Genomic DNA, 22,788 nt, shown 5'->3' on the forward strand with positions numbered 1-22,788 from the left:
AAACTTACCTGACGGAGCATATCTGTATCTAATTAACCAAATCTATATGCCACTTAACTCATCTTTTATTTTATTTAATCAAATGTTGATAAGGGGAATAATCGATTTTGTTTTTCTCCAAAAATTTGACCAAAAACTTATTATCCCGCTTCGGTGTGGCAATAATGTATCCTTTGATGCAATGATCTCTCGATACTTCCGTGGCATTGTCTTCGACTGCAATCTTACCGATCTCTGCAGCAATGGAATGTTTGGCGATGTCACGAAATGGCCCGGGCACAGGCTCCACTAGTTGATCCAAAAAAGCTTTGGCTTCATCTGTCCATAAGTGACGGCTGGCTTCAACCCAATAATTCTGCCAATCCAGTTTGGACTTTCCGTCTGCTTTTGGTAGCACTTTCAAAAACTTGCGCATCATGAAAAATCCACCGATACACATGCTGCCTAGCAATAAAAAAGTCCAGAATGCGATCGTATTCATAAACCAATTGCTGGGGGAATAGCTGTTCAGTATTATCACGTAGGAGTCGAAAATCATTGCGGAGTCACCTCGGTTCATTGATTTTCACGGAAAGACGGATTCCGTCTACCCATGTTCCACATATTAGCTGTCAAAAATAGGCTCTATCCCGAATTATAGCGCATTTCTAGATTTATTTCGATAATCGCGTTAGAATAAGGGATAATTCAGAATAAGGGGGATCAATAATGCTGAAAATCGGCTCCCACGTGTCCTTTTCGGACAAGGGATTATTGAGTGCAACGAAGGAAGCGTCCTCGTACGGTTCCAGTTCGTTTATGATATATACGGGTGCACCACAGAATACACGTCGCAAGCCAATTGAGTCCATGTATATTGAAGAAGGCAAGGTTGCCATGCAAGAGGGTGGAATGGAAGATATCGTTGTCCATGCACCGTACATTGTTAATCTTGGCTCATACAAAGATAATACGTTTAGACTGGCTGTAGATTTCCTTCAGGAAGAGATTCGTCGGACACATGCTATTGGTGTGAAGAACATCGTATTACATCCCGGCGCATTTACAGACAAAGATGCCCACTATGGGATCGGACGGATCGCAGAAGGATTGAATGAAGTGCTGGAGGGTGTGAAAGACACGGATGTGAACATCGCTCTGGAGACCATGGCTGGCAAAGGTACGGAGATGGGTCGCAGTTTCGAAGAGATCGCTCAGATTATCGAGAAAGTAACATATAACGAGCGCCTGACTGTGTGTATGGATACATGTCACATTCATGATGCCGGATATGATATCGTTAATGATTTTGACGGTGTACTGGAACAATTCGATCGTACGGTAGGACTTGACCGCATTGCCGTAATGCATATTAATGATAGTAAGAATGCTGTGGGTGCGCACAAGGACCGTCATACACCAATTGGCTCTGGCTGGATCGGGTTTGAAGCGATTAACAGCATCGTCAACCATGAGAAGCTTCAAGGACGTCCATTTATTCTGGAGACACCTTGGATTGGTAAAGAGTCCAAGACACAGCGTCCAATGTATGAGGTTGAGATTGCGCTGCTTCGTGGGGATGTTGCCGGTCGATTTGGCCAGGAATTCCTGACTGAAGTAGAACAGTTGCAACACTTTTTCAAAGGTAAAGAGATTGAGTCTCGTTCGTATATTCTGGATGTGTGGACGTTGCTCAAAAATGATGCTAAAGCCAAAAAGGCAGATCCGCGCGAACCACTGGAACGCCTCTATGACATGGTGACTGAAGCTGCACTATTCCCGCATTTGAATGAAGAACAACTGAATCATCGCTTGATTGCATGGCTTGCGGGTTAATCCCGCAGGTCATGGCTTAATTGAAGGAGGAAGAATAACCCGATGGAGATCCACGCTAAACAAGTACGCCCTGATTCTAAAAACCGCGCCGATCGTGCGCGCATGCTTATTTCCTGTCCTGATGGTCCAGGAATTGTAGCTGCCGTATCTCATTTCCTACACCAGCATGGTGCAAACATTGTTCAGTCGGACCAGTATACAATGGACCCTGCTGGCGGCATGTTCTTTATGCGAATTGAGTTTGATCTTCCGCAATTGTTGGTCAATTTGCCGAAACTGGAAGCCGATTTTGCAGAAGTGGCAAGCCGTTTCCAAATGGAATGGACGTTATCTGCGGTTAGCCGCAAGAAGAAACTGGCTATCTTTGTATCCAAAGAAGATCACTGTCTGGTTGAATTGTTGTGGCAATGGCAGGCAGGCGACCTGGATGCAGATATTGCGCTTGTGGTCAGCAACCATCTGGACATGAAGGACTATGTAGAATCATTTGGCATTCCATATCATCATATCCCAGTTACAGCAGATACGAAAAAAGAAGCGGAACAGCGCCAACTGGACGTCATCGGCAACGATGTGGATGTGATTATTCTGGCTCGTTACATGCAGATTATCTCTCCGATGTTCATTGAGCATTACCGCAATCGAATCATTAATATTCACCATTCGTTCCTGCCAGCCTTCGTGGGTGGTAAACCGTATGCGCAGGCGTACAACCGCGGTGTCAAAATAATCGGTGCGACAGCGCACTATGTTACGGAAGAACTGGATGGCGGCCCGATTATTGAACAGGATGTGCAGCGTGTAAGCCACGGGGACGACGTAACCGAGCTGAAGCGTATTGGACGTACCATTGAGCGTGTTGTGCTCGCACGTGCCGTGAAATGGCATGTCGAAGACCGCGTGCTTGTTCACGAAAATAAAACCGTTGTATTTTAAGCTCACGCTTTAATACTGTGCAAGGTTGATTCGGAACCACGTAATAGACTAACAATAAAGCGACCCCAATTCGTTTACGAAACGGGAGTCGCTTTTTTTGTTGTGTTGATATACTTTCCGCACAAGCCAAGCATAATACCAAACAGCAGATGTCCTACAATCCAGTAGAGGATGGCGGACACATCGTACAGGTCTGGCACACGTGATGACAATTGAGAGAGTGGGATATAGAGCAAGGACGAGACTGCACCAAGTAAAATTCCTTTGATCATAGGGCGGCCTGAATGCCTTACCCACCACAGATAGAAGATACCGATGGCAACGGACACGATGAGATGCAAAGCAAATTCAATGAATTCGGGTAAGGTTGGCGGAAGACCAGGCACAAAATCAATATTCAGCAGCAGAGTATATACTTGTTCACCTGTGATGGCCTGAATCATTTTGAGGAAAAATCCCAGGACAACTCCCGAGAGAATTCCCGTTAAAATACCGGATATCCAGGGTAATGAGTGTTTTGCCGATGTTGATGGGTGAGCAGCAGGATCTGACATGATCGCGACCTCCTATGATTGACGCGTGTACATCTGAAAAAAGTAAACCACAGCCCGAATTTCGTAATCCATATTAAGGAACATTATATGTGAATTGAGGATGAATATCTAAAAAATGCATGGTTTTCAGGTAAAAGGTTATACTTCATGCGATGGATTTACGAGGCTCCTTAAGTCTGCTTTTGGAATTTAGTACCTTGTACAGTACGATTTTTGCTTGATAGGCCAAGGATTATTCATCACAAACCACCAATTTTTCACGAACTTCTAAAAGAAGGTTATGGAAAAGCTTCACGCCAAGTGATACAATACAAAAGTGAATAAGTCAAAATGAAACACTCAAGCGGATTCACTTATTGTGAAATTCGGTTTGCTTGTATGATGAGAGGGATTCGCTTGCGCACCCGACTTATCTAAAGACATGAGGAGGACAAACCATGACTGACAAGAACGAAGCGATTCAAAAGGACGAGAACACTACAATCGACAACCTGTCGATTACTACCGTACGTACTTTGGCGATTGATGCAATTGAGAAGGCAAATTCCGGACATCCGGGTATGCCGATGGGCTCCGCTCCAATGGGGTACCAACTTTTTGCAAAAACGATGACTCATAACCCGGACCACCCAACTTGGGTTAACCGGGACCGTTTTGTCCTGTCTGCAGGACATGGCTCCATGTTGCTGTACAGCTTGCTGCACCTGAGCGGATATGATCTTCCAATGGAAGAACTGAAACAGTTCCGTCAATGGGGAAGCAAAACTCCGGGTCACCCGGAATTCGGACATACTGCAGGTGTTGATGCAACAACCGGCCCACTGGGTCAAGGTATTGCAATGGCTGTAGGTATGGCGATGGCTGAAGCTCAACTGGGCGCAACATACAATAAAGACAAATTCAACGTAGTTGACCACTACACTTACGCAATCTGTGGTGATGGCGACTTGATGGAAGGCGTATCTCATGAATCAGCTTCCCTGGCTGGACGTTTGCACCTGGGCAAACTGATCATGTTGTTCGACTCCAATGACATCACGTTGGATGGTAAATTGGATCTGTCTTCTTCCGAAAGCATCGCGAAGCGTTTTGAAGCTTATGGCTGGCAAGTGCTGCGCGTTGAAGATGGTAACGATCTGCCTGCAATCGAAAAAGCAATTCAGGAAGGTCAAGCAGATACACTGCGTCCTACACTGATCGAAGTTAAAACGGTTATTGGTTATGGTAGCCCGAACAAACAAGGTAAAGGCGGCCACGGCGGTACTCACGGATCTCCACTGGGTGCAGACGAAGCCAAATTGACTAAAGAGTATTACAAATGGGTTTACGAAGAAAACTTCCACGTACCAGCTGAAGTTCGCGATCACTTTGCACAAGTGAAAGATCGTGGTATCTCTGCTAACAAAGCTTGGGATGAGAAATTTGCCGAGTACAAAAAAGCTTTCCCTGAGCTGGCAGCTCAATTCGAAACAGCGATTAACGGCGACCTTCCAGAAGGTTGGGACCGTGATCTTCCTAAATATGCAGCAACAGACAAAGCTCTTTCCACTCGTGTAGCATCCGGTAACGCTCTGAACGGTCTGGCGCACAACGTGCCACAACTGACAGGTGGATCTGCTGACTTGGAAAGCTCCACAATGACTCACTTGAACAACCTGGAGAACTTCACACCTGAAGATTACTCCGGCCGTAACATCTACTTCGGTATCCGTGAATTCGGTATGGCTGGAGCAATGAACGGTATGGCACTGCACAGCGGTGTGAAAGTATTCGGAGGTACGTTCTTCGTATTTACCGATTACCTGCGTCCAGCTGTTCGTCTGGCTGCCCTGATGGGATTGCCTGTAACGTATGTTCTGACTCACGACAGTATCGCTGTTGGTGAAGACGGTCCTACGCACGAACCGATCGAGCAATTGGCATCCCTGCGTATCATTCCTAACCTGACGGTTATTCGTCCGGCTGATGGTAATGAAACTTCGGCTGCTTGGGCTTACGCGCTTGAGAACAAGAGCAACCCGGTTGCACTCGTACTCACTCGTCAAAACCTACCGATTCTGGAAGGAACAGTAGAAGGCTCCCGTGAGAACGTGAAACGTGGTGCTTATGTTGTCTCTGATGCAAAAGATGGCAAAGCGGTAGCACAAATTATCGCTACAGGTTCTGAAGTGCAATTGGCTGTTAAAGCTCAAGCAGCACTTGCAGAACAAGGCATCCAAGTTCGCGTAATCAGCATGCCAAGCTGGGATCTGTTCGAGAAACAAGACAAAGCTTATAAAGAGTCCGTTCTTCTTCCGGATGTTAAAGCTCGTCTTGCAATCGAAATGGCTTATCCAATGGGCTGGGAGAAATATGTTGGCGATCAAGGTGACATTCTCGGAATCAGCACATTTGGTGCTTCCGCGCCTGGCGACCGTGTTATCCAAGAATACGGCTTTACAGTGGATAACGTGGTTAGCCGCGTAAAAGCATTGCTGTAATAGCTTCATAAGCGCTGTTATGGTTGGGAGAGCATCATGCTGTCCTGATCCATGGCAGTAAGTTATTTCCGCAGAGATGGGCGGTGATTCGTTATCGCCCTGATCTGTTTTGCCTTTTGTTTTCATTAACTTCAGGGGAGCGGGTACGCATGTCACAATTCGATCAAGTCAGTGTAGTGAAAGAGGCCAACATTTATTATGATGGTCAGGTAACCAGCAGAACGGTTATTTTGGGGGATGGCAGCAAAGTGACTCTGGGCATCATGCTTCCAGGCAGTTATGAGTTCGGTACGGATTCCCGTGAAATTATGGAGATTCTGTCTGGAGATCTGAAAGTATTGCTTCCCGGAGAAGAAGAGTGGCAAGAGATTCAAGGTCAAGCTACGTTCCACGTGCCTGCCGAATCCAAATTTAAACTGGAGATACGCAGCGTTACTGACTACGTCTGCTCGTACCCGGCGGAATAACATAAGAAGGGTAAGCAGAACCGCAACCCGCGGATTCGGTTTACCCTTTTTGCTTCTTGAATTCTAACGACAAAGTTCGAGCTGCAAGCTTGTCAGCCCCGTGGATTTGAAGTATCCTTAAGGCAAGTTGTTTAGAATGGAATACGGACATAATATAAGAGGTTGTTCAAAAAGTCCGCTTTTGATTACAAAGTTTGAACACGCACTATAATCGAAATCAGGAGGTTTTTGAGATCATGGCAAAAAAAGTGACATTTGACTATAGCACGGCATTGCAATTTGTAAATCAGCACGAAGTGGATTATTTCGCAGAACCGATTCGTCTGGCTCACGAGCAGCTTCACAACGGAACAGGAACAGGCTCCGATTATCTGGGCTGGATTGATCTGCCAACGGCTTATGACAAAGAAGAGTTTGCTCGCATTCAAAAAGCGGCTGCCAAAATCCAAAGCGACTCCGAAGTACTCATCGTTATCGGTATCGGTGGATCATACCTGGGTGCACGTGCAGCGATCGAAATGCTGACTCACTCTTTCTATAACAATTTGCCAAAAGACAAACGCAAAACGCCTGAAATCTATTTTGCAGGAAACAATATCAGTTCCACATATGTAACTCATTTGCTGGATCTGGTTGAAGGTAAAGATTTCTCCGTTAACGTCATCTCCAAATCCGGTACAACAACAGAGCCAGCAATTGCTTTCCGTATCTTCCGTGCAGCACTGGAAGAGAAATATGGTAAAGAAGAAGCTCGCAAACGCATCTATGCTACAACAGACAAAGCGCGCGGTGCATTGAAAGAACTGGCAAATGCAGAAGGATACGAATCTTTCATTATCCCGGATGATGTAGGTGGACGTTACTCCGTTCTGACAGCTGTAGGTTTGCTGCCAATCGCAGCAGCTGGTATCAGCATCGAAGAAATGATGCAAGGTGCGGCTGACGCATCCAAAGAATACAGCAACCCGAACGTAGCTGAGAATGAAGCATATCAATATGCTGCTGTTCGTAACGCATTGTATCGCAAAGGCAAAGGCACTGAGATCCTTGTAAACTATGAGCCATCTCTGCACTTCGTATCCGAGTGGTGGAAACAACTGTTTGGAGAGAGTGAAGGTAAAGACTACAAAGGGATCTATCCTGCATCCGTTGATTTCTCTACAGACTTGCACTCCATGGGTCAATTCATCCAGGAAGGTAGCCGGAATATCTTCGAAACTGTTATCCAGGTTACTGAAGTTGCTGAGCATATCTCAATCAAATCCGATCCGGACGATCTGGATGGTTTGAACTTCCTTGAAGGAAAAACTATGGACTTTGTTAACAAAAAAGCGTTCCAAGGAACACTGCTTGCACATACGGATGGTCAAGTACCAAACCTGATTGTGAACATTCCAGATATGACTCCATATTCTTTCGGATATCTGGTATACTTCTTTGAAAAAGCATGCGGTATCAGTGGCTACCTGCTGGGCGTCAATCCATTTGACCAACCAGGCGTGGAAGCTTACAAGAAAAATATGTTCGCATTGCTGGGCAAACCAGGCTTTGAAGAAGAGAAAGCAGCGCTCGAAGCGAGACTTTCAGAATAATTCATCGGCCTGCTCATATAGTTGAATAAGGTAATGTAAATCTAACCGGGAATCACTGTTCGTGTAAGAGGCAGGGTTCTCGGATGTAGATAACCAGGGCAGTTCGTCCGCGTTCGCGCGGTGAACTGCTTTCTTGTAAAATGGACTCAGGAAAAGATCAGAAAGTTGGATTTAGGATGATTGAACGTTATCGCACGGTTCGAGGACCGGGCAATCTGGAAATTGTAATCAAGAAGTCGCGATTTATCGGTCATATTATGCCGGTCACGACAGAAGAAGAGGCTGTTGCCTTCATCGATGAGATCAAGAAAAAACATTGGAATGCAACTCATAACTGCTCTGCATACATGATTGGGGAGCGGGACGAGATCCAGAAGCAATCCGATGACGGTGAACCCAGCGGAACAGCAGGGAAACCCATTCTTGAAGTGATCAAAAATCAGAAATTAAAAAATGTGGCAATTGTGGTTACGCGATACTTCGGGGGAATTATGCTTGGAGCTGGCGGGTTAATTCGTGCTTATACGGATGGAGCTGTAGCAGCCATTGAAGCCGGAGAAGCCATTACCAACGTGCTACATCGTGAAGTGTTTGTTGAACTGGATTATACGTGGCTGGGTAAAGTGGAAAATGAGTTAAGAAGCCGGGAAGTCCGTACAGGTGAAACTGGATTCACCGATAAGGTTACGTTGACTTGTCTTCCGCCGGATAGTGAAACAGAGGCTTTTATAGCCTGGATCACGGATTTGACGCAAGGGCAATCCCGGATCACGGAGGGACAGCGGCTTTATTTTATTGAAGGGGAATAAAATATATGGCTAGAAGAGCAGTCGAACAGGAGTTGTCGAGGGAGCGGATACTGGAGGCGGCGAGGCACCTTTTTATTACCAAAGGATACCGCGCCATTTCGATGCGAAGCATCGGCCAGCATCTGGGCTATAGTCATGGGTCGCTGTATTATCACTTTAAGGAAAAGGCAGAGCTGTTCTATGCCATCGTGGTTGAAGATTTTAATCATCTAGGGCATTTGCTGCTGCAAGCCATGGTCAGGCCGGTTCGTGATGATGTGAGCAAGGTAGAGCACATTATGATGGAGTTTATTCGCTTTGGTCTGGAGAATCCATACCAATACGAAATTATGTTTATGATCAGGGACGAAGAACTGTTGTCTTATTGTCGTACCGAACAGGGACGTTGCTTCGAATTGTTTGCATCGATTATAAGACAGTATATGAATGAAGCGAACTGTACGGAAGAGGATATTCAAAGGGTACCGCGTACGCTATTTTTGGCTATGCACGGATTCATTTCTTATTACATTCAGGACCGTTTAACGTTTGTGGAGATTGAATCGTCTGCGCTGTCTCATGTCAAAGTGCTGTGCCGCAATCTGGGTCAGCAGCCTGGCGACCAATAATGGCGCTGTTGTTGCACCCCTACACTTCAGGGCGGTGATTTGTCATAACTTTAATTCTTTATAACGTTGTCTCGCGAAAGTTAGTAAACGCAGCAGACCAAGTCAGGCGGCTCCGACCCGGAATGAGGGTGGACCGCCTGTTTGTGTTTGCAAAAAATGAACGAGTTGGTGGCAGGCCTATTGGACCCAACTAACCTTCCATGATTTTGAGAAAATACTCCCGCTCACGTGGTCCATCGAATTCGCAAAAGTAAATGCCTTGCCAGCGGCCAAGCAGCAGCCTGCCTTCGTGAATAATTACCGTCTGTGACGGCCCTGTTGTGATCGATTTGAGGTGAGAGGCTGTATTACCTTCGGCATGTCGATACTCGGGATGCTCCCAAGGGTACACTTCGTCAAGGCGTAACAATACATCGTGTTTCACATCCGGGTCAGCATTTTCGTTGATGGCAATACCTGCCGTCGTATGTGGACAGTAGATGAGCACCGTCCCATTCTGCACCCCGCTACTCTGGACAACCTGCTTTACGTCCCATGTGATATCCTTCATTTCATCTCGTGTGGAAGTGGATATATTCTTCTTGTATAACATGTTAAATCACTCCTTAGGATCTCATTTCTTACCCTCGATTGTACCTTAACCACTACATACCAAACAAACCACATATGAAGACGGATATGTGAATCGCACAATAACGGAGAGGTCAGAAATAACCTGAAGAAGCGGAAGCTAAAAGCTTTCTGTAGGAAAGCTGCTTCGGAAGCATAAGCTTCGCCTTTATCACCGGATTTCCCCTTAAAAAAGGGGATGAAAGAAATCTCGGGATAACAGTGATCGGAAGGTTGTTCTGGCCGCGCAGTGTACAGTACGATTTTTATTAATCGTTCTCATATGAGGCCCAATTATATTCAATAAAAGCATTGACGATTAGCACTGCAAACTGGTAAAGTATCAGAAAAGCAAAACCAAGTAGACTAATGGGAATAATATTAAAGTAATATCATCCAACTTAGGAAAAATGTCGTATTAAAGCCAGGAAGACTGCCGACCGGAGCTAAAGCCGGAGGCTGGGAGGGAACGCAGCAATGAATACCGTTCTTCGTCATAAGGGATGGACTTGGGGATTCCGCAGTACCGTATTGTTATATTTTATCGTACTTATTGTACTTCCAATCATCGGTGTGTACGTCAATTCCTTCTCTGAAGGATGGAGCAACTTTGTTCAGAGCATTATGGACCCCATCGCGTGGAAAGCCGTACTGCTGACCATTCGGCTGGCCGTCATTGCCACGCTGATTAATGTGGTTTTGGGCACGATGATCGCCTGGGTGTTGACAAGGTATCGCTTTGTGGGCCGATCGTTTCTCAATAGTCTGGTTGATCTCCCGTTTGCACTGCCAACAGCGGTGGGCGGCTTGATGATTATGCTACTTTTGGGTCCGGTCAGTGCCATCGGGAAACTGGCAGAATCCATGGGATTTGAGATTGTATTTCACCAGCCCGCCATTGTTATCGCGATGACCTTTGTCACGTTTCCGTTTGTTATCCGTGCAGTGCAGCCTTTGCTGGAAGAAATCGATCCTTCCGAGGAAGAGGCCTCGTACACGATGGGGGCATCCAAGGCTCGCACGTTCATGCAGGTTATTTTGCCTTCCATGGCACCTGGCATGATCAGTGGGGGGATGTTGGCTTTCTCTAGAGGACTGGCTGAATTCGGGGCTGTTGTGCTGGTGGCTGGTAACATTCCGGGCAGAACACTGACTGCTTCCGTATTTATCTACGGGGAGATTGAAAGTGATAATCCAACGGGAGCCGCTGCGGTATCCGTGTTGCTCCTGACGCTCTCCTTCCTGATCCTCTGGCTGATCAATCTGGTGCAGATGCGGGGGAGAAGACGATGAGACGACTGTTAATCGGACTGACGTTTGTGGTATTTATTGTACTGCTGATCATCCCGCTTGGACGCATTTTTATTGGCGCATTTGAAGACGGGGCAGGTGGATTCCTGAAAGGGTTAATGCGTCCTGAGGCGTTACATGCCTTGATGATGACCGGACTGGTGGTTCTGGTGGTCACCCTGTTAAATACATTGTTTGGCATCATGATGGCTCTTTATCTGGTTCGTGCCGGATGGCTGAGTGAACGGATAAAAGGGCTGCTAAACAGCATTGTAGACCTGCCTTATGCCGTATCTCCTGTCATTGGCGGTTTGATGATTGTGTTGATGTTGGGACCTAACAGCATTATGGGTGCTTTTTTTGAAGGGATTGGATTCAATGTGGTCTATGCCTTCCCGGGTATGGTGATCGCAACGTTATTTGTTACCTTTCCACTGATGGTCAGAGAGGTTATGCCTGTCCTGCAGGAACTCGGTTCCCAGCAAGAGGAGGCCGCATCTACACTTGGCGCTTACGGCTGGAGAACGTTCTGGAGTGTGACATGGCCTTCGATCCGCTGGGCGGTAGTGTATGGTCTAGTCTTGACGGTTGCGCGCTCGCTTGGGGAATTCGGTGCAGTGCTGGTGGTATCCGGTAATATTATGAACAAAACGCAGACCGCAACAACCCTGGTGTACCAGGATGTTGAGAATTTTAATGTGGCTGCCGCAAATGGTGTGGCATTGGTGCTGGTCACCTTCTCCGTCGGGCTGCTGCTTATGATGGAATGGGCCAAGAAGCGAAAGGAAGTGCATTGATATGCATGTAGAAGTCCGTGATCTGAACAAACATTTCGGTGATTTTCATGCGGTAAAAGATGTCTCATTCGATATTGCCAAAGGCCATCTGATCGGTCTGCTTGGACCCAGCGGAGGCGGGAAAACGTCCATTCTACGGATGCTTGCGGGTCTGGAGAATCCGGGTTCTGGAGAGATTCGCTTTCATGGAAAAGTGGTGAACCATCTGCCTCCACAGGAGCGGGGCATCGGATTTGTATTCCAGAACTATGCCTTGTTCAAACATATGACGGTATTTGAGAATATCGCCTTTGGACTCAAGGTTAAGAAGACACCAAAAGCCCAGATTCGTGATCGGGTTATGGAACTTGTTGAACTGACCGGGTTAAAAGGTTTCGAACAGCGCTATCCACATCAGTTGTCTGGTGGGCAGCGTCAGCGTGTTGCTTTTGCCAGAGCACTCGCCCCGGAGCCCCAGCTATTATTGCTGGACGAACCGTTCGCGGCCATTGATGCTAAGATCCGTCAGGAACTGCGTTCATGGTTGCGTGAGTTGATTGAACGGGTAGGGATTACTTCGATATTTGTAACGCATGACCAGGATGAAGCGATTGAAGTGGCGGACGAAATCATGATTATCAGCCAAGGTCGTCTCGAACAGAAGGGTACACCTTGGGATATCTACAAAAACCCGCAGACACCGTTTGTGGCTACATTTATCGGGGAGTCTACGGTTGTGGAGGATGCCTCCCAGTTGAAAGGATTCGAACATGCCGTCGAGGGGGAACATACCAAAGCGCTGATTCGACCGGAGTATATTGAAATCGGCTTGAAAAACGAATTTACCATGTTGTCTGCAACGGAAAAAGGTACAGTCAAACATCTTCATTTCCGCGGCAGTGAATGGATGGTAGAGGTGGATGTACAGGGTCATAAGTTAATCACATATCGTTCCCTGGAGAAAACGACATTGGAGATCGGTCAACAAATTCGCGTCCTTGTACACCGTGCATACCTGTTCAATGACTCCAACAGTTGGGTGGTTGAGAACCGACTGAAGGAAGATCCGATGCCGGTGATGATTTAGTATCAAGTGGAAGAAAGGGGCTGCCCATGCAGACGAGGAAGAAGAAAGCCATACTCTTATATGTTGCCCTCATGCTTCTGCTCGTCTGCATGACCGCTGGATGCAGCAAGCAGGAGGAGTCAAGCGAACAGAACGAGCCCTCTGGTAACGATTCATCCAATACGCTGGTGATTGGTGCTTATAGTGTAGCGAAAGATGCTGTAGGCGAATTGCTACCCAAGTTCCAAGAGGAGTGGAAGGCAAAAACCGGACAGACGATTAACTTTCAAGAATCCTATGAAGCTTCGGGCACACAGGCAAGAGCCATCGTTGGTGGATTCGAGGCTGATGTAGCCTTGCTCGCGATGGAGAGTGATATCGAGAAGTTGGTCAAAGCCGATCTGGTTAGCTCTGATTGGAAACAGACCCCTAATGAGGGCATGATCACCCGTTCAATTGTTGTTCTGGGCACAAGAGCGGGCAACCCGCTCGGTATTCGTGATTTTCAGGACTTAACCAAGCCAGGAGTGAAGGTACTGTACCCCAATCCAAAGACATCCGGAGGCGCACAATGGGACATTAATGCCATTTATGGTGCCGGATTGAAACTGTCGGAGGAGCAAAAGGGGAAGAAAGATCCTGCCGCAGCCAAGACTTTTCTCGAACAGGTACATCGTAACGTTGAATCATTGGACAAGAGTGGGCGTTCTTCGATGGCGGCATTCGAATATGGTGTGGGTGATGTCATCGTCACGTATGAAAATGAATTGCTTGCCCGGATCGCCAAAGGTGTAGATTATGACATCGTCATTCCAAAAAATACGATCCTGATTGAGAACCCGGCAGTTGTGGTGAATAAGTATGCCGATAAACATGGAAATCGCGAACTGGCAGAAGCCTTTGTCGCATATCTGCGTACACCAGAAGCGCAGCGCATTTTTGCCAAGCATGGTTTTCGTTCAGTAGATCCGGATGTATTTGCACAGACGGAGTCGACATTCCCAACGCCAGAAGGACTATTTGATATCAACTATCTGGGTGGATGGGACGAGGTACGCAGTACGTTGTACTCCAAACGCGGCGTGTGGTATCAAGTGCTCGCTGGATTATGAGTATTGCTGATGTAATCGAATAGGTAAGCGAGCATGTAGATACTAAACCTTCATTTCAATGGAAGTAGAGATGGAGGTTTTTTACTGCCAAAAGGTTATAATAGAGGTATACTGAATCATGATTGTTACATAGTACTAGCAGGAAGGTGTGAGTTGGATGAGTGCAGAGATCAAATTATCCCAAAGTACAGCAATTCGACTGGAGCAGGCCCGCGGTAAGGGGATGACTGAGGAAGAAATTTTAAAAGCTATTCAAGCGAAAGACGTTTCCGCTTTTGACGCCGTGTCTGAAGAGGAATACCGATATAACGAATTTTTCTCGTATGCGGATGAGCATGGTGAAAATCTGGAGGCAGCAGTAAAAGATGGCTACCGGATTACCTTTAACACGCGTGGTGGACTTGGAATCTGGTTGGAGAAAGCCTTCAAGGTACAGCCCGAGAAAGACTTCACAGTGGGTGAAGGAATCATCACCGGATTACAGTTGAAACCGGAGCAGGCAGAGGTACTGGCGAAGCGGCTTGCATCGAACTGGGTCATTACGGATTCGAAGGATGTACCTGCGGGTCAGGAACTGACGTTGAAGCTGCGGGCACTGGTATAGTTCCAGCGCGGAGTGGATGTGACTCGAATTAATCGGTCGTGGCCTGTTTAAAAGGTAAGGCGTGATCTTCATGCGGATGCCCCGCTTATAAGGTTGCATCACATGCTGACGAAGCGTACGCAACCGAATGGAGCGAAGCATGGAATTAAAGTCTGACGGTGAAGTGTCAGACCACAGACTGTCCCGAATTGCAGTGGATAACTGCAGCGGGATGGTCTTTTTTTTGCAAAAACGGAGGTGGAAGATTACAATCTACATATCATTAATTCAGGGGGAATGCGGATTGAATCAGCTAACATTTCTGGGCACTGGCGATGCGATGGGCGTTCCACGTGTGTATTGTGATTGCGAAGTATGTACAGAGGCAAGGCTTACGGGGGAGAATAAACGGAAACGCTCTTCTGTTCTGATTGACGGTGGTGGGCACGGTGCGGGTGAACAGTTCATGATTGACTGCGGACCAGACTGGAGATCACAGATGGAGGATCAGGGATTGCGCATGGTGCATACGCTGCTCATCACTCATGCCCATTTTGACCATATTGGAGGATTGCCGGAATGGGCGGATGCATGCCGGTGGTTGGGTGTGAAGGGGCGTTTGTATGCACCACGCGAAGTGATTGCCACCATTCAGGGACAGTTTCCTTGGTTGGGTCGTCATATGGACTTTCTGGAAACGGATGATGATATTGAACTAGGCGGCTGGAAGGTACATTCCTGGAAAGTATGCCATGGACATAACGGGTATTCGTACGCCTATCGACTGGATCGAGACGGGTATAGCTGGGCGTATTGTTCAGACGCTATTGACCTGAAGGATGCCGAGAAAGAGCCTTTGCACGGACTGGATCTGTTGGTGCTTGGAACAAGCTTTGTGCATGAGCTTGCGGAATTCTCAACACGTTCCGTGTACGATATGCGTGAGGCGCAGGAGCTGCTGCGGGAACTGAAGCCAGGTCATACATATTTTACACATATGTCTCATGACGTCGATGTACGGCAGAATTATAATCTGGATCAAGGTATTACGATTGCCCTTACCGGGATGAAGGTGCCGCTTGGAACATTAAAGCTGGAAACGAATGCGTAACTCAACTTAACTAGCGTAACAAAAATAAATTCAGAAGAGCGTATCCTTTACAAGGGGTTCTTCGTTTACATAGTGTAAGTCAAAATCAATCAGGAACCAGCAAAGGGGGGCCCCCAAGATGGCCTTTGTGAAGTCCGTGGATTGCAGAATCAACAGACCACATGATGATGGTAAACAAGATAAATTCGATATTGAATTAAATGGAAACGACAGAAAAAATCAATTGAACCCAAGCATCCATACCGTACTACCCGATCTGATGGGTTCGTTGTATGCGTATTGTCTATCTCTGACGAAATCAGTTCCAGACACGGAGGATCTGGTTCAAGAGACCTGTCTCAAAGTGTTGTCGTCGAGAGTGGTTGGAACTTCCGGGATGAATAAAGATATAAACTGGGAAGCTTATCTGATTCGTATTGCACGCAACAGCTGGATTGATATCTTACGTCAGCGAGAGAGATTGGCTTATAAACTGGATAGCTTGAAGCCGCTCCTGCACGAGATGGAGGAGGAAAGGCGATCCGAGGAATTGGAGTCTGCCGTTCAACTTCTTGTAGATAAGCTACCACCGTGGCAGCGAGTGATATATGTATTACGTGAATTAATGGGTTATAAGGCGGCAGAGACTGCGGAAATGCTCGATACGACAGAAGGTGCTGTGAAAGCAGCGTTAAGTCGAGCCCGCTCTGCCATAGCTGAAGTGAGGCACAGGTTGGAACAATCGGACACAGAATTTCAGTATGAGGAAGGCGCAGTCGAGGACAATCGGGAGGAACTGCGCAGCTATCTGCTGGCATTTCGTAATGGAGATACAGCTCGAATTATTGATCTGTGCCTGAATCAGACTGATGATCCGATGGCTGTGGCGGGCACGATTTTGCAGCAGGCTTTGCCGTCTCCATCCATGCAGCCAATGATGTACGGGTACTCCACTTCTAGTATGAACTCGATGTCGTATGGAGGTGGGTACACGGTCAACATGGTTGCCTAAACCGAGGAGGCGACACACATGAATGTAGTACCCTATGTAGTGGAACAGACAGCTCGCGGAGAGCGGAGTTATGATATTTATTCACGTTTGCTCAAAGATCGGATCATTATGGTGTCTGGAGAAATTGAGGATCAGATGGCAAATGCCATTGTGGCTCAGTTGTTGTTTTTGACTGCAGAGGACCCGGAGAAGGACATCCAGATGTACATCAACAGTCCTGGTGGGTCGGTGACCGCAGGATTTTCGATCTATGACACGATGCAATTTGTGAAGCCGGATATCTCCACAATCTGTACAGGTATGGCGGCAAGCTTTGGCACGATATTGCTGGTAGGTGGAACAAAAGGCAAGCGTATGGCATTGCCAAACAGTGAGATCATGATCCATCAGCCACATGGCGGTACGCGAGGGCAGGCGTCGGATATGCTGATTCATGCTAACCGTATCATTCAGCATCGTCAGCGTCTTAACAAGCTGTTAGCCGACCATACAGGGCAGTCGATTGAGCGGATTGAGAAGGACTCGGATCGAGACTATTTCCTGACCGCTGCGGAAGCAGTCGAATATGGATTGGTGGATAAGGTCATATCCAGCACATAACATTAGCCTGGGAGGTCATATGACCTTTCGGGCTTGATTAATCAAGAGGACGAACAGGAAACTGACGTCCTCTTTTTGTCGTCCAGATTAGCTAGCCCGTGTCTATGGATCGAATCAGAATGAGAATAATGTGAAATAAAGATTGACCATCGGTAGGCATAGTGTATATATTATATATACACACTATACCTACTGAAAACTACGTAACATCAATGAGGTGAGGAAAGATTAACATTTTAATATCGAATGCTTCGAGCGATCCGATCTACATGCAGATTCTAACTCAGATCAGACAGAGCATCTTGAGCGGAGAATTGGTTGCTGGAGATAGTCTTCCCTCCATTCGGCAGCTCGCCAAGGATCTGCAAGTCAGTGTTATTACAACTAAACGTGTCTATGAAGAGCTGGAGAAGGAGAAACTGATCGATTCAGTTGTAGGCAAAGGGAGCTTTGTATCCGGAGCCAATCAGGACTTTATTCGAGAGCGGCGGATGAAACAATTGGAAGAAAAGATGCTCGAAGTGATTCGTGAGAGCAGAGAACTGGGCATGAGTTCACAGGATGTAATCCATCATCTTACATTGTTGGTTGAGGAGGAATAAGCATAATGAACGCGATCGAATTACGTAATGTAACCAAAACGTATCCCTTATTTAAAGTAGATAATGTATCTCTGGATGTGAAAAAAGGGTATATCACGGGACTTATTGGTCCGAATGGGGCGGGAAAGAGTACTTTGATCAAAATGATCACGGGTCTGATCCAGCCCGATAAGGGGAGCCTCAAGACATTGGGCAGTGAGATGCCAAATCAGGAAGTTGATATCAAGCAACGCCTTGGCATTGTGTCAGATGAATGCTTTTATTATGAGCATCTAACGATCCGGGAGATGACACAAATGATCGCTCCTTTTTACACCAAATGGGATAATAAAGCGTTCAATGACTACTTGGATCAGTTCGAACTGTCTCCCAAAAAGAAAATCCAGGATCTGTCCAAAGGCATGAAGATTAAGTATTCTCTCGCCGTAGCTTTGTCACATGAAGCGGATCTGCTGATTATGGATGAACCGACATCCGGGCTTGATCCTGTGTTTAGGCGGGAACTGCTTGATCTGCTTGCAGATATGATACAGGACGAAACAAGGTCTATTATTTTCTCAACGCATATTACGACGGATCTGGAACGTATTGCAGACTACATTACGTTTATTAATCAAGGGAAACTGGTGTTTAACGAGGCAAAAGATGATGTGCTGGAAAGGTATACGATTGTAAAAGGGGATATGGGTCTGCTTGATTCCGACATTCGGAAACATTTCATCGGAATACGCGAGACAGCCGTTGGTTTTGAAGCATTGTCGGATCATAAGGCAGAGGCCGAACAGTTATTTGGCAGGTTAGCTCTTTTACAAAGACCTACGTTAGAAGACCTCATTTATTTTACGGCGAAGGGAGGACGCAAATATGCTTAACTTGCTTCGTAAAGATTTCATTGTACTAAAAAGTTCACTGTGGACGATTGGGTTATACCTGGTGGTATTTAGTCTCGCCTTTATACCTAAGAGTGAAATGTCAATGTATTTTGTAGGCATCTACACAGCCTTTGGTTCGGTCATGCTGGCAACCATGATTGATATCAAAAACCATAATCACAATTTCCTGGTCACACTCCCCGTTAGCCGCAAACAGATTGTAAAAGCCAAGTACCTTTCTGCTATAATCTATACGTTATTCGGGGTACTCGCGTCGTTTGGGATTCACCAGCTTGTGAACCTGAATTATCCTGAACTGAACAAGCCGAATTATTCACTTAGGGATATTGTCATTGCCGTAGGCATGGTGCTTGTATTAGTTTCCATATACATGCCTCTTTTCTACGGACTTAGCAAAAAAGGTGCTGGTATCATCAATGCGATATTCATGGTCTGCATGATTATACTGGCGCAACCCGTTGCGTACCTCATGAGTATGGCCAAGGAGAACGGTATGATTACCACAACGACAATGGCATTGGTTTCCGTAGGCATTATAGGTTTGTTTTTGGTGTCCTATCTCATTACCATTCGCTTGTTTGCAAGAAAAGACCTTTAAGCACAGAGCGGGTGCCAGGTAAAGAGTATAGAACATCAAAAGTAAAGTCGCCACAAGGCGACTTTTTTTGATGCAGCGATGCGAGTGGCGAATTGCACTTGATATTCTTCGGAGTGACGTCAGCTCCAAGGAATCCAAGCCTTACATTTCTTTCGCAAGCGTAATGAGCCTGCTCATCCCTTCCCGAATCTGCTGTTCATGTGCATAAGAGAAGGACAGGCGCAGCTTGCGACTGGCTGAATTATCCGAAGAATCAAATACGGTTCCGGGTACAAAGGCAACGGATTGTTCCATGCATCGGTGAAGCAGTCTCCCTGTATCCACACCCTCAGGAAGCTCTACCCAAAAGTTGAGTCCGCCCTCCGGCCGGGTCCACGTCCAGTCCGTTTCCAGCAGAGATTGTTCCATCACTTCCATCCGTAGCTGGATGGCGGTCCGCAGCTTGGAGAGATGCTGATGCATACGTTCTGACTGAAAATAACGGAGAAAAAGCTTCTGGTTCAGAAGGGGCGATCCGTTATCTGTCAGTGATTTTACAGCCTGTAGTCCTGGCATGAAACGCTGACGGCATATGATGGCTGCAATCCGTAGCCCGGGTGCAACATACTTGCTGTAACTGCGGATGTACAGAGTGTGTCCAGTAGTATCGTAGGTGAAAATGGGTGCAGGAGGTTTCTCCTTAAAATAGATATCATAGGTACTGTCGTCTTCGAGCAGAAAACAACCATACTGTTCTGCAAGTTCAGGTAACTGCTTACGTTGTTCTACTGGAACATTAAGGCCGGTTGGATTCTGAAAGGTCGGTGTCATATAAAAGAGGCGCGGCTTCTCACTCTTCATCAGATGTTCGATCTGCTCCAGATCATACCCATCCGAGTGAATATCCGTAAAGATCAGACGAGCACCTTGTTTGCGGAAAATCTCCATTGCCGGTCCATACGTAGGCCGTTCCATCAACACCCGATCCCCGGGTTTGACCAGCGTCCGCGAGATGACATCAATCGCTTGCTGCGCCCCCGAAGTAATGAGCACTTCGTCTGCAGAGAGGTAGAAGCGTTCTTTTTTCGTTAGATGGCTTGCCAGCGCACTTCGCAATTCCAGATCTCCCTGAATCGTGGAATACGTTCCGAGCAAACGGGGATATTGATCCAGCAGATCACGCATTAGTTCACCCCAATACCGGTTGGGCAGCAGAGAGGGATCGATTAACGATTTGGAAAATTGGTATTCTGCTTCAAGGGACTGTACCCGTGCAAGTGAATCCCAATGCAGCCAGGCAGACACAGCGGGATCATCCGCCTGATCCGTTACTGAGAATGGAGTCGCTGGGCTGACATAATAGCCAGACTTGTCCTTCACATAAACACTCCCACGTTCCTTTAACTCCTGATAGGCTTTGAATACGGTCAGACGATGTACGCCGAGTAGCTCGGACAGGCTTCGTACAGATGGCAGTTTTTCATGTTCGGCCCACTCTCCCGCTTCTATACGTACAACGAGATAATGGATTACTTGCTCATATAATTTCAGGCTGTTATCTGTCATCATCATGGTTCTGCCCACCCGGCTCACACTCCTTTTGAACTCTATTGTAACAGCTAATGGGAGAAAACTGTTCTGTTTTGTTCATTCTGTTCTGTAGACCATGAGATATGATGGAGAACAGATAAAGGAGTGGTTATCATGGTGGGGATTGCATTTACGGTTATGTGTCTTATTTTCGGTACAACATTTCTGGCTATTAAAATTGGAGTAGAGGCAGGCATGCCGCCTTTTCTGTCAGCCGGATTGCGATTTTTAATCGCGGGAGCGCTGATGTTTGCATGGATGAGGATGAAGGGAAAAGTGAGCTGGTCGCTCCTGTTCCGCAAGGAGATGTTGTTAACGGGAGCGGGGCTGACCTTCGGCACTTTTGCCACATTATATTGGGCTGAACAGCATGTGAGCTCGGGTGTGGGTGCCATTCTGTCAGCGACAGGGCCGCTGATGATTATGTTGATGCAGACGGCGCTGTTACGGCAAAAAACATCTGCCCGTATGATTGTGGGCTGCCTGATCGGGTTCACCGGTGTGGTACTGGTTGTGTTGCCAGGTGTATCGCTTGGTGCAGGTTCCCTGTTCATGTGGGGTTGTATCGCGGTACTAGTGGGAGAGGTCTGTTATTCAGCAGGTGCATTGTACTCCAAAAAGGTTATTCATCAGTTCAAAGAGGCTAGTCCTGTAGCAATCAATGCGGTGCAGATGATGTATGGGGGACTGTTGTTATCCCTGCTCTCGGTCGGAACGGAATCGTGGAATATGTCTGCTCTGGACTGGGTGCCTGCCGTCTCGTCGGTGATCTATTTGACTGTCATCGGCTCCATGGTGGGGCATAGTCTGTTCTATTGGATTATGTCGCGTACCAACCCGTTGTTTCCAGCAACATGGTTATACATTTCACCACCCATTGCCGTAGGGCTTGGTGCTGTTGTCTACGGTGAGCATGTCAGCTGGGTGACATGGATCGGAGTGGTGCTGGTCGTTTCAGGTCTGCTGGCGATGAATGAGAAGGTGAGCGGCTGGTTGAAGAAAGGAAAGCGTGCGAGGATGACAGTGCAGGCTTCCGAATCTGTTTTAAAATAGGTAAAGTTTGAAGGTATGTAGCTCAATCTCAAAATCAGCCATTGATTTTAGGTTGAGCTGTTTGTTATTCCAACATGATGTTCTCGTTAACCAGCAGGTAGTAATATTCATCCATCTGTTCTGCCGTAACATTTTCTTCGAAATGTTGTATCCACCACATCACAAGTAAACGAATCACCCCCGAGTGAAACTCAGCTACAAGTTCTATGGGAAGTGAAAATTGTTTACCTCTTCTCTTCAATTCCAGAAAATCCCGTCTGAATATCTCTCCGATATAATGTATGAAAAAGTTGTTAAACCCCCTCATCATTCTGTTGGTTCTGCACAATGGTCTCCAGTACATCTCCAAACAGCATTTTAGATACGCTTTGCAAAGGCTGCTGTAATCGATCTTCTACATTCATGTGTAAATAATCCCGAAGGACCCAAGATAGGGTGGAGGACAGCAGAGCAAATTTATCCTTGAAATGTTTGTAAAACGTTGTTCGGTGAACCATAGCTTTGTCACATATTTCATTAATTGTGATGTTGCTGAATAGCTGGTCTTTCTCACATAACAGATCGAGTAGCGCCATCGTTAACAATTTATGAGTTCGGGTAATTCTCAAATCCACCTTTTTATCAATCATTTTCATCTACATCAGTTCCTTATTGTAGTTTAGCTATATAGTATC

General features: G+C 46.6%; 25 protein-coding genes. 19 read left to right on the forward strand and 6 right to left on the reverse strand.

Annotation, left to right across the window (positions count from 1 at the left end; all coding sequences use genetic code 11):
- Positions 1-70: 70 nt before the first annotated feature.
- Positions 71-538, reverse strand: a complete 468-nt coding sequence (locus MKY95_RS07775) for a DUF2621 domain-containing protein (protein WP_036669093.1) — start codon at positions 536-538, stop codon at positions 71-73.
- A gap of 170 nt (positions 539-708) precedes the next feature.
- On the opposite strand from MKY95_RS07775, the gene MKY95_RS07780 reads away from it, so the two are divergent.
- Complete coding sequence (locus MKY95_RS07780) at positions 709-1,815, forward strand: deoxyribonuclease IV (protein WP_036669096.1); 1,107 nt, start codon at positions 709-711, stop codon at positions 1,813-1,815.
- Positions 1,816-1,857: 42 nt separating this feature from the next.
- On the forward strand, positions 1,858-2,751 hold the full coding sequence (purU, locus tag MKY95_RS07785; RefSeq protein WP_017689986.1) for a formyltetrahydrofolate deformylase: 894 nt from the start codon (positions 1,858-1,860) through the stop codon (positions 2,749-2,751).
- A 74-nt stretch (positions 2,752-2,825) separates the two neighbouring features.
- On the opposite strand, the gene MKY95_RS07790 is transcribed toward purU, so the two are convergent.
- A complete protein-coding gene (locus tag MKY95_RS07790) occupies positions 2,826-3,305 on the reverse strand; it encodes a hypothetical protein (protein WP_339197951.1) in 480 nt (159 codons plus the stop codon).
- Between the two features lie 437 nt (positions 3,306-3,742).
- Between MKY95_RS07790 and tkt the strand changes: the two genes are divergently transcribed.
- The 5 genes from tkt (at position 3,743) to MKY95_RS07815 (ending at position 9,261) form a co-directional block, all read left to right on the forward strand.
- The gene (gene tkt, locus MKY95_RS07795; RefSeq protein ID WP_036610788.1) at positions 3,743-5,785 is read left to right on the forward strand and encodes a transketolase; all 2,043 of its coding nucleotides are present in this window, start codon (positions 3,743-3,745) and stop codon (positions 5,783-5,785) included.
- Between the two features lie 149 nt (positions 5,786-5,934).
- Positions 5,935-6,252, forward strand: a complete 318-nt coding sequence (locus MKY95_RS07800; RefSeq protein ID WP_017689983.1) for a pyrimidine/purine nucleoside phosphorylase — start codon at positions 5,935-5,937, stop codon at positions 6,250-6,252.
- Between the two features lie 236 nt (positions 6,253-6,488).
- Positions 6,489-7,844, forward strand: coding sequence for a glucose-6-phosphate isomerase (locus MKY95_RS07805; RefSeq protein WP_017689982.1), 1,356 nt, complete (start codon positions 6,489-6,491; stop codon positions 7,842-7,844).
- A 176-nt stretch (positions 7,845-8,020) separates the two neighbouring features.
- Complete coding sequence (locus tag MKY95_RS07810; protein WP_036669098.1) at positions 8,021-8,653, forward strand: YigZ family protein; 633 nt, start codon at positions 8,021-8,023, stop codon at positions 8,651-8,653.
- Between the two features lie 5 nt (positions 8,654-8,658).
- Positions 8,659-9,261, forward strand: a complete 603-nt coding sequence (locus MKY95_RS07815; protein ID WP_036669101.1) for a TetR/AcrR family transcriptional regulator — start codon at positions 8,659-8,661, stop codon at positions 9,259-9,261.
- 190 nt (positions 9,262-9,451) lie between these two features.
- On the opposite strand, the gene MKY95_RS07820 is transcribed toward MKY95_RS07815, so the two are convergent.
- Positions 9,452-9,853 carry a secondary thiamine-phosphate synthase enzyme YjbQ gene (locus tag MKY95_RS07820; protein ID WP_036669103.1) on the reverse strand — a complete coding sequence of 134 codons (402 nt, stop codon included), beginning with the start codon at positions 9,851-9,853 and terminating at the stop codon, positions 9,452-9,454.
- Between the two features lie 494 nt (positions 9,854-10,347).
- On the opposite strand from MKY95_RS07820, the gene cysT reads away from it, so the two are divergent.
- From cysT to MKY95_RS07875, 11 genes are all read left to right on the forward strand, one after another.
- On the forward strand, positions 10,348-11,163 hold the full coding sequence (gene cysT / locus MKY95_RS07825) for a sulfate ABC transporter permease subunit CysT (protein ID WP_017689978.1): 816 nt from the start codon (positions 10,348-10,350) through the stop codon (positions 11,161-11,163).
- A complete protein-coding gene (locus MKY95_RS07830; protein ID WP_036669105.1) occupies positions 11,160-11,957 on the forward strand; it encodes a sulfate ABC transporter permease subunit in 798 nt (265 codons plus the stop codon). The genes cysT and MKY95_RS07830 overlap by 4 nt, the downstream gene beginning before the upstream one ends.
- Position 11,958: 1 nt before the next feature.
- Positions 11,959-13,023 carry a sulfate ABC transporter ATP-binding protein gene (cysA, locus tag MKY95_RS07835; protein WP_036610770.1) on the forward strand — a complete coding sequence of 355 codons (1,065 nt, stop codon included), beginning with the start codon at positions 11,959-11,961 and terminating at the stop codon, positions 13,021-13,023.
- Positions 13,024-13,049: 26 nt separating this feature from the next.
- Entirely contained in the window at positions 13,050-14,114 is a 1,065-nt protein-coding gene (locus MKY95_RS07840; RefSeq protein ID WP_338708049.1) for a sulfate ABC transporter substrate-binding protein, read from the forward strand.
- 157 nt (positions 14,115-14,271) lie between these two features.
- Positions 14,272-14,718, forward strand: coding sequence for a hypothetical protein (locus MKY95_RS07845; RefSeq protein ID WP_338708050.1), 447 nt, complete (start codon positions 14,272-14,274; stop codon positions 14,716-14,718).
- Positions 14,719-15,001: 283 nt separating this feature from the next.
- Complete coding sequence (locus MKY95_RS07850) at positions 15,002-15,808, forward strand: MBL fold metallo-hydrolase (protein ID WP_339197960.1); 807 nt, start codon at positions 15,002-15,004, stop codon at positions 15,806-15,808.
- A 118-nt stretch (positions 15,809-15,926) separates the two neighbouring features.
- On the forward strand, positions 15,927-16,799 hold the full coding sequence (locus MKY95_RS07855) for an RNA polymerase sigma factor (RefSeq protein ID WP_083677312.1): 873 nt from the start codon (positions 15,927-15,929) through the stop codon (positions 16,797-16,799).
- An 18-nt stretch (positions 16,800-16,817) separates the two neighbouring features.
- On the forward strand, positions 16,818-17,399 hold the full coding sequence (gene clpP / locus MKY95_RS07860) for an ATP-dependent Clp endopeptidase proteolytic subunit ClpP (protein ID WP_036610761.1): 582 nt from the start codon (positions 16,818-16,820) through the stop codon (positions 17,397-17,399).
- A 227-nt stretch (positions 17,400-17,626) separates the two neighbouring features.
- The gene (locus MKY95_RS07865; RefSeq protein WP_036610760.1) at positions 17,627-18,001 is read left to right on the forward strand and encodes a GntR family transcriptional regulator; all 375 of its coding nucleotides are present in this window, start codon (positions 17,627-17,629) and stop codon (positions 17,999-18,001) included.
- 5 nt (positions 18,002-18,006) lie between these two features.
- Positions 18,007-18,873: an ABC transporter ATP-binding protein gene (locus MKY95_RS07870; RefSeq protein ID WP_036610757.1), complete on the forward strand. Its 867-nt coding sequence runs from the start codon at positions 18,007-18,009 to the stop codon at positions 18,871-18,873.
- Complete coding sequence (locus MKY95_RS07875) at positions 18,866-19,492, forward strand: ABC-2 transporter permease (RefSeq protein ID WP_338708053.1); 627 nt, start codon at positions 18,866-18,868, stop codon at positions 19,490-19,492. The genes MKY95_RS07870 and MKY95_RS07875 overlap by 8 nt, the downstream gene beginning before the upstream one ends.
- Before the next feature lie 141 nt (positions 19,493-19,633).
- Here the strand turns inward: MKY95_RS07875 and MKY95_RS07880 are convergent, their stop codons facing one another.
- Positions 19,634-21,055, reverse strand: a complete 1,422-nt coding sequence (locus MKY95_RS07880) for a PLP-dependent aminotransferase family protein (RefSeq protein WP_339197966.1) — start codon at positions 21,053-21,055, stop codon at positions 19,634-19,636.
- 120 nt (positions 21,056-21,175) lie between these two features.
- Between MKY95_RS07880 and MKY95_RS07885 the strand changes: the two genes are divergently transcribed.
- Positions 21,176-22,114, forward strand: a complete 939-nt coding sequence (locus MKY95_RS07885) for an EamA family transporter (protein WP_036669117.1) — start codon at positions 21,176-21,178, stop codon at positions 22,112-22,114.
- Between the two features lie 64 nt (positions 22,115-22,178).
- On the opposite strand, the gene MKY95_RS07890 is transcribed toward MKY95_RS07885, so the two are convergent.
- Positions 22,179-22,355, reverse strand: coding sequence for a hypothetical protein (locus MKY95_RS07890; protein ID WP_339197969.1), 177 nt, complete (start codon positions 22,353-22,355; stop codon positions 22,179-22,181).
- Between the two features lie 52 nt (positions 22,356-22,407).
- The gene (locus MKY95_RS07895; RefSeq protein ID WP_339197972.1) at positions 22,408-22,749 is read right to left on the reverse strand and encodes a TetR/AcrR family transcriptional regulator; all 342 of its coding nucleotides are present in this window, start codon (positions 22,747-22,749) and stop codon (positions 22,408-22,410) included.
- Positions 22,750-22,788 lie beyond the last annotated feature (39 nt).

It is taken from the genome of Paenibacillus sp. FSL P4-0176, assembly GCF_037975265.1.
GTDB lineage: Bacteria > Bacillota > Bacilli > Paenibacillales > Paenibacillaceae > Paenibacillus > Paenibacillus amylolyticus.

Bases quoted from the DNA above. Each gene is read 5' to 3' on its own strand.
- MKY95_RS07775 (WP_036669093.1), bottom strand. From the start codon at position 538: ATGATTTTCGACTCCTACGTGATAATACTGAACAGCTATTCCCCCAGC.
- MKY95_RS07780 (WP_036669096.1), top strand. From the start codon at position 709: ATGCTGAAAATCGGCTCCCACGTGTCCTTTTCGGACAAGGGATTATTG.
- purU (WP_017689986.1), top strand. From the start codon at position 1,858: ATGGAGATCCACGCTAAACAAGTACGCCCTGATTCTAAAAACCGCGCC.
- MKY95_RS07790 (WP_339197951.1), bottom strand. From the start codon at position 3,305: ATGTCAGATCCTGCTGCTCACCCATCAACATCGGCAAAACACTCATTA.
- tkt (WP_036610788.1), top strand. From the start codon at position 3,743: ATGACTGACAAGAACGAAGCGATTCAAAAGGACGAGAACACTACAATC.
- MKY95_RS07800 (WP_017689983.1), top strand. From the start codon at position 5,935: ATGTCACAATTCGATCAAGTCAGTGTAGTGAAAGAGGCCAACATTTAT.
- MKY95_RS07805 (WP_017689982.1), top strand. From the start codon at position 6,489: ATGGCAAAAAAAGTGACATTTGACTATAGCACGGCATTGCAATTTGTA.
- MKY95_RS07810 (WP_036669098.1), top strand. From the start codon at position 8,021: ATGATTGAACGTTATCGCACGGTTCGAGGACCGGGCAATCTGGAAATT.
- MKY95_RS07815 (WP_036669101.1), top strand. From the start codon at position 8,659: ATGGCTAGAAGAGCAGTCGAACAGGAGTTGTCGAGGGAGCGGATACTG.
- MKY95_RS07820 (WP_036669103.1), bottom strand. From the start codon at position 9,853: ATGTTATACAAGAAGAATATATCCACTTCCACACGAGATGAAATGAAG.
- cysT (WP_017689978.1), top strand. From the start codon at position 10,348: ATGAATACCGTTCTTCGTCATAAGGGATGGACTTGGGGATTCCGCAGT.
- MKY95_RS07830 (WP_036669105.1), top strand. From the start codon at position 11,160: ATGAGACGACTGTTAATCGGACTGACGTTTGTGGTATTTATTGTACTG.
- cysA (WP_036610770.1), top strand. From the start codon at position 11,959: ATGCATGTAGAAGTCCGTGATCTGAACAAACATTTCGGTGATTTTCAT.
- MKY95_RS07840 (WP_338708049.1), top strand. From the start codon at position 13,050: ATGCAGACGAGGAAGAAGAAAGCCATACTCTTATATGTTGCCCTCATG.
- MKY95_RS07845 (WP_338708050.1), top strand. From the start codon at position 14,272: ATGAGTGCAGAGATCAAATTATCCCAAAGTACAGCAATTCGACTGGAG.
- MKY95_RS07855 (WP_083677312.1), top strand. From the start codon at position 15,927: ATGGCCTTTGTGAAGTCCGTGGATTGCAGAATCAACAGACCACATGAT.
- clpP (WP_036610761.1), top strand. From the start codon at position 16,818: ATGAATGTAGTACCCTATGTAGTGGAACAGACAGCTCGCGGAGAGCGG.
- MKY95_RS07870 (WP_036610757.1), top strand. From the start codon at position 18,007: ATGAACGCGATCGAATTACGTAATGTAACCAAAACGTATCCCTTATTT.
- MKY95_RS07875 (WP_338708053.1), top strand. From the start codon at position 18,866: ATGCTTAACTTGCTTCGTAAAGATTTCATTGTACTAAAAAGTTCACTG.
- MKY95_RS07885 (WP_036669117.1), top strand. From the start codon at position 21,176: ATGGTGGGGATTGCATTTACGGTTATGTGTCTTATTTTCGGTACAACA.
- MKY95_RS07895 (WP_339197972.1), bottom strand. From the start codon at position 22,749: ATGAAAATGATTGATAAAAAGGTGGATTTGAGAATTACCCGAACTCAT.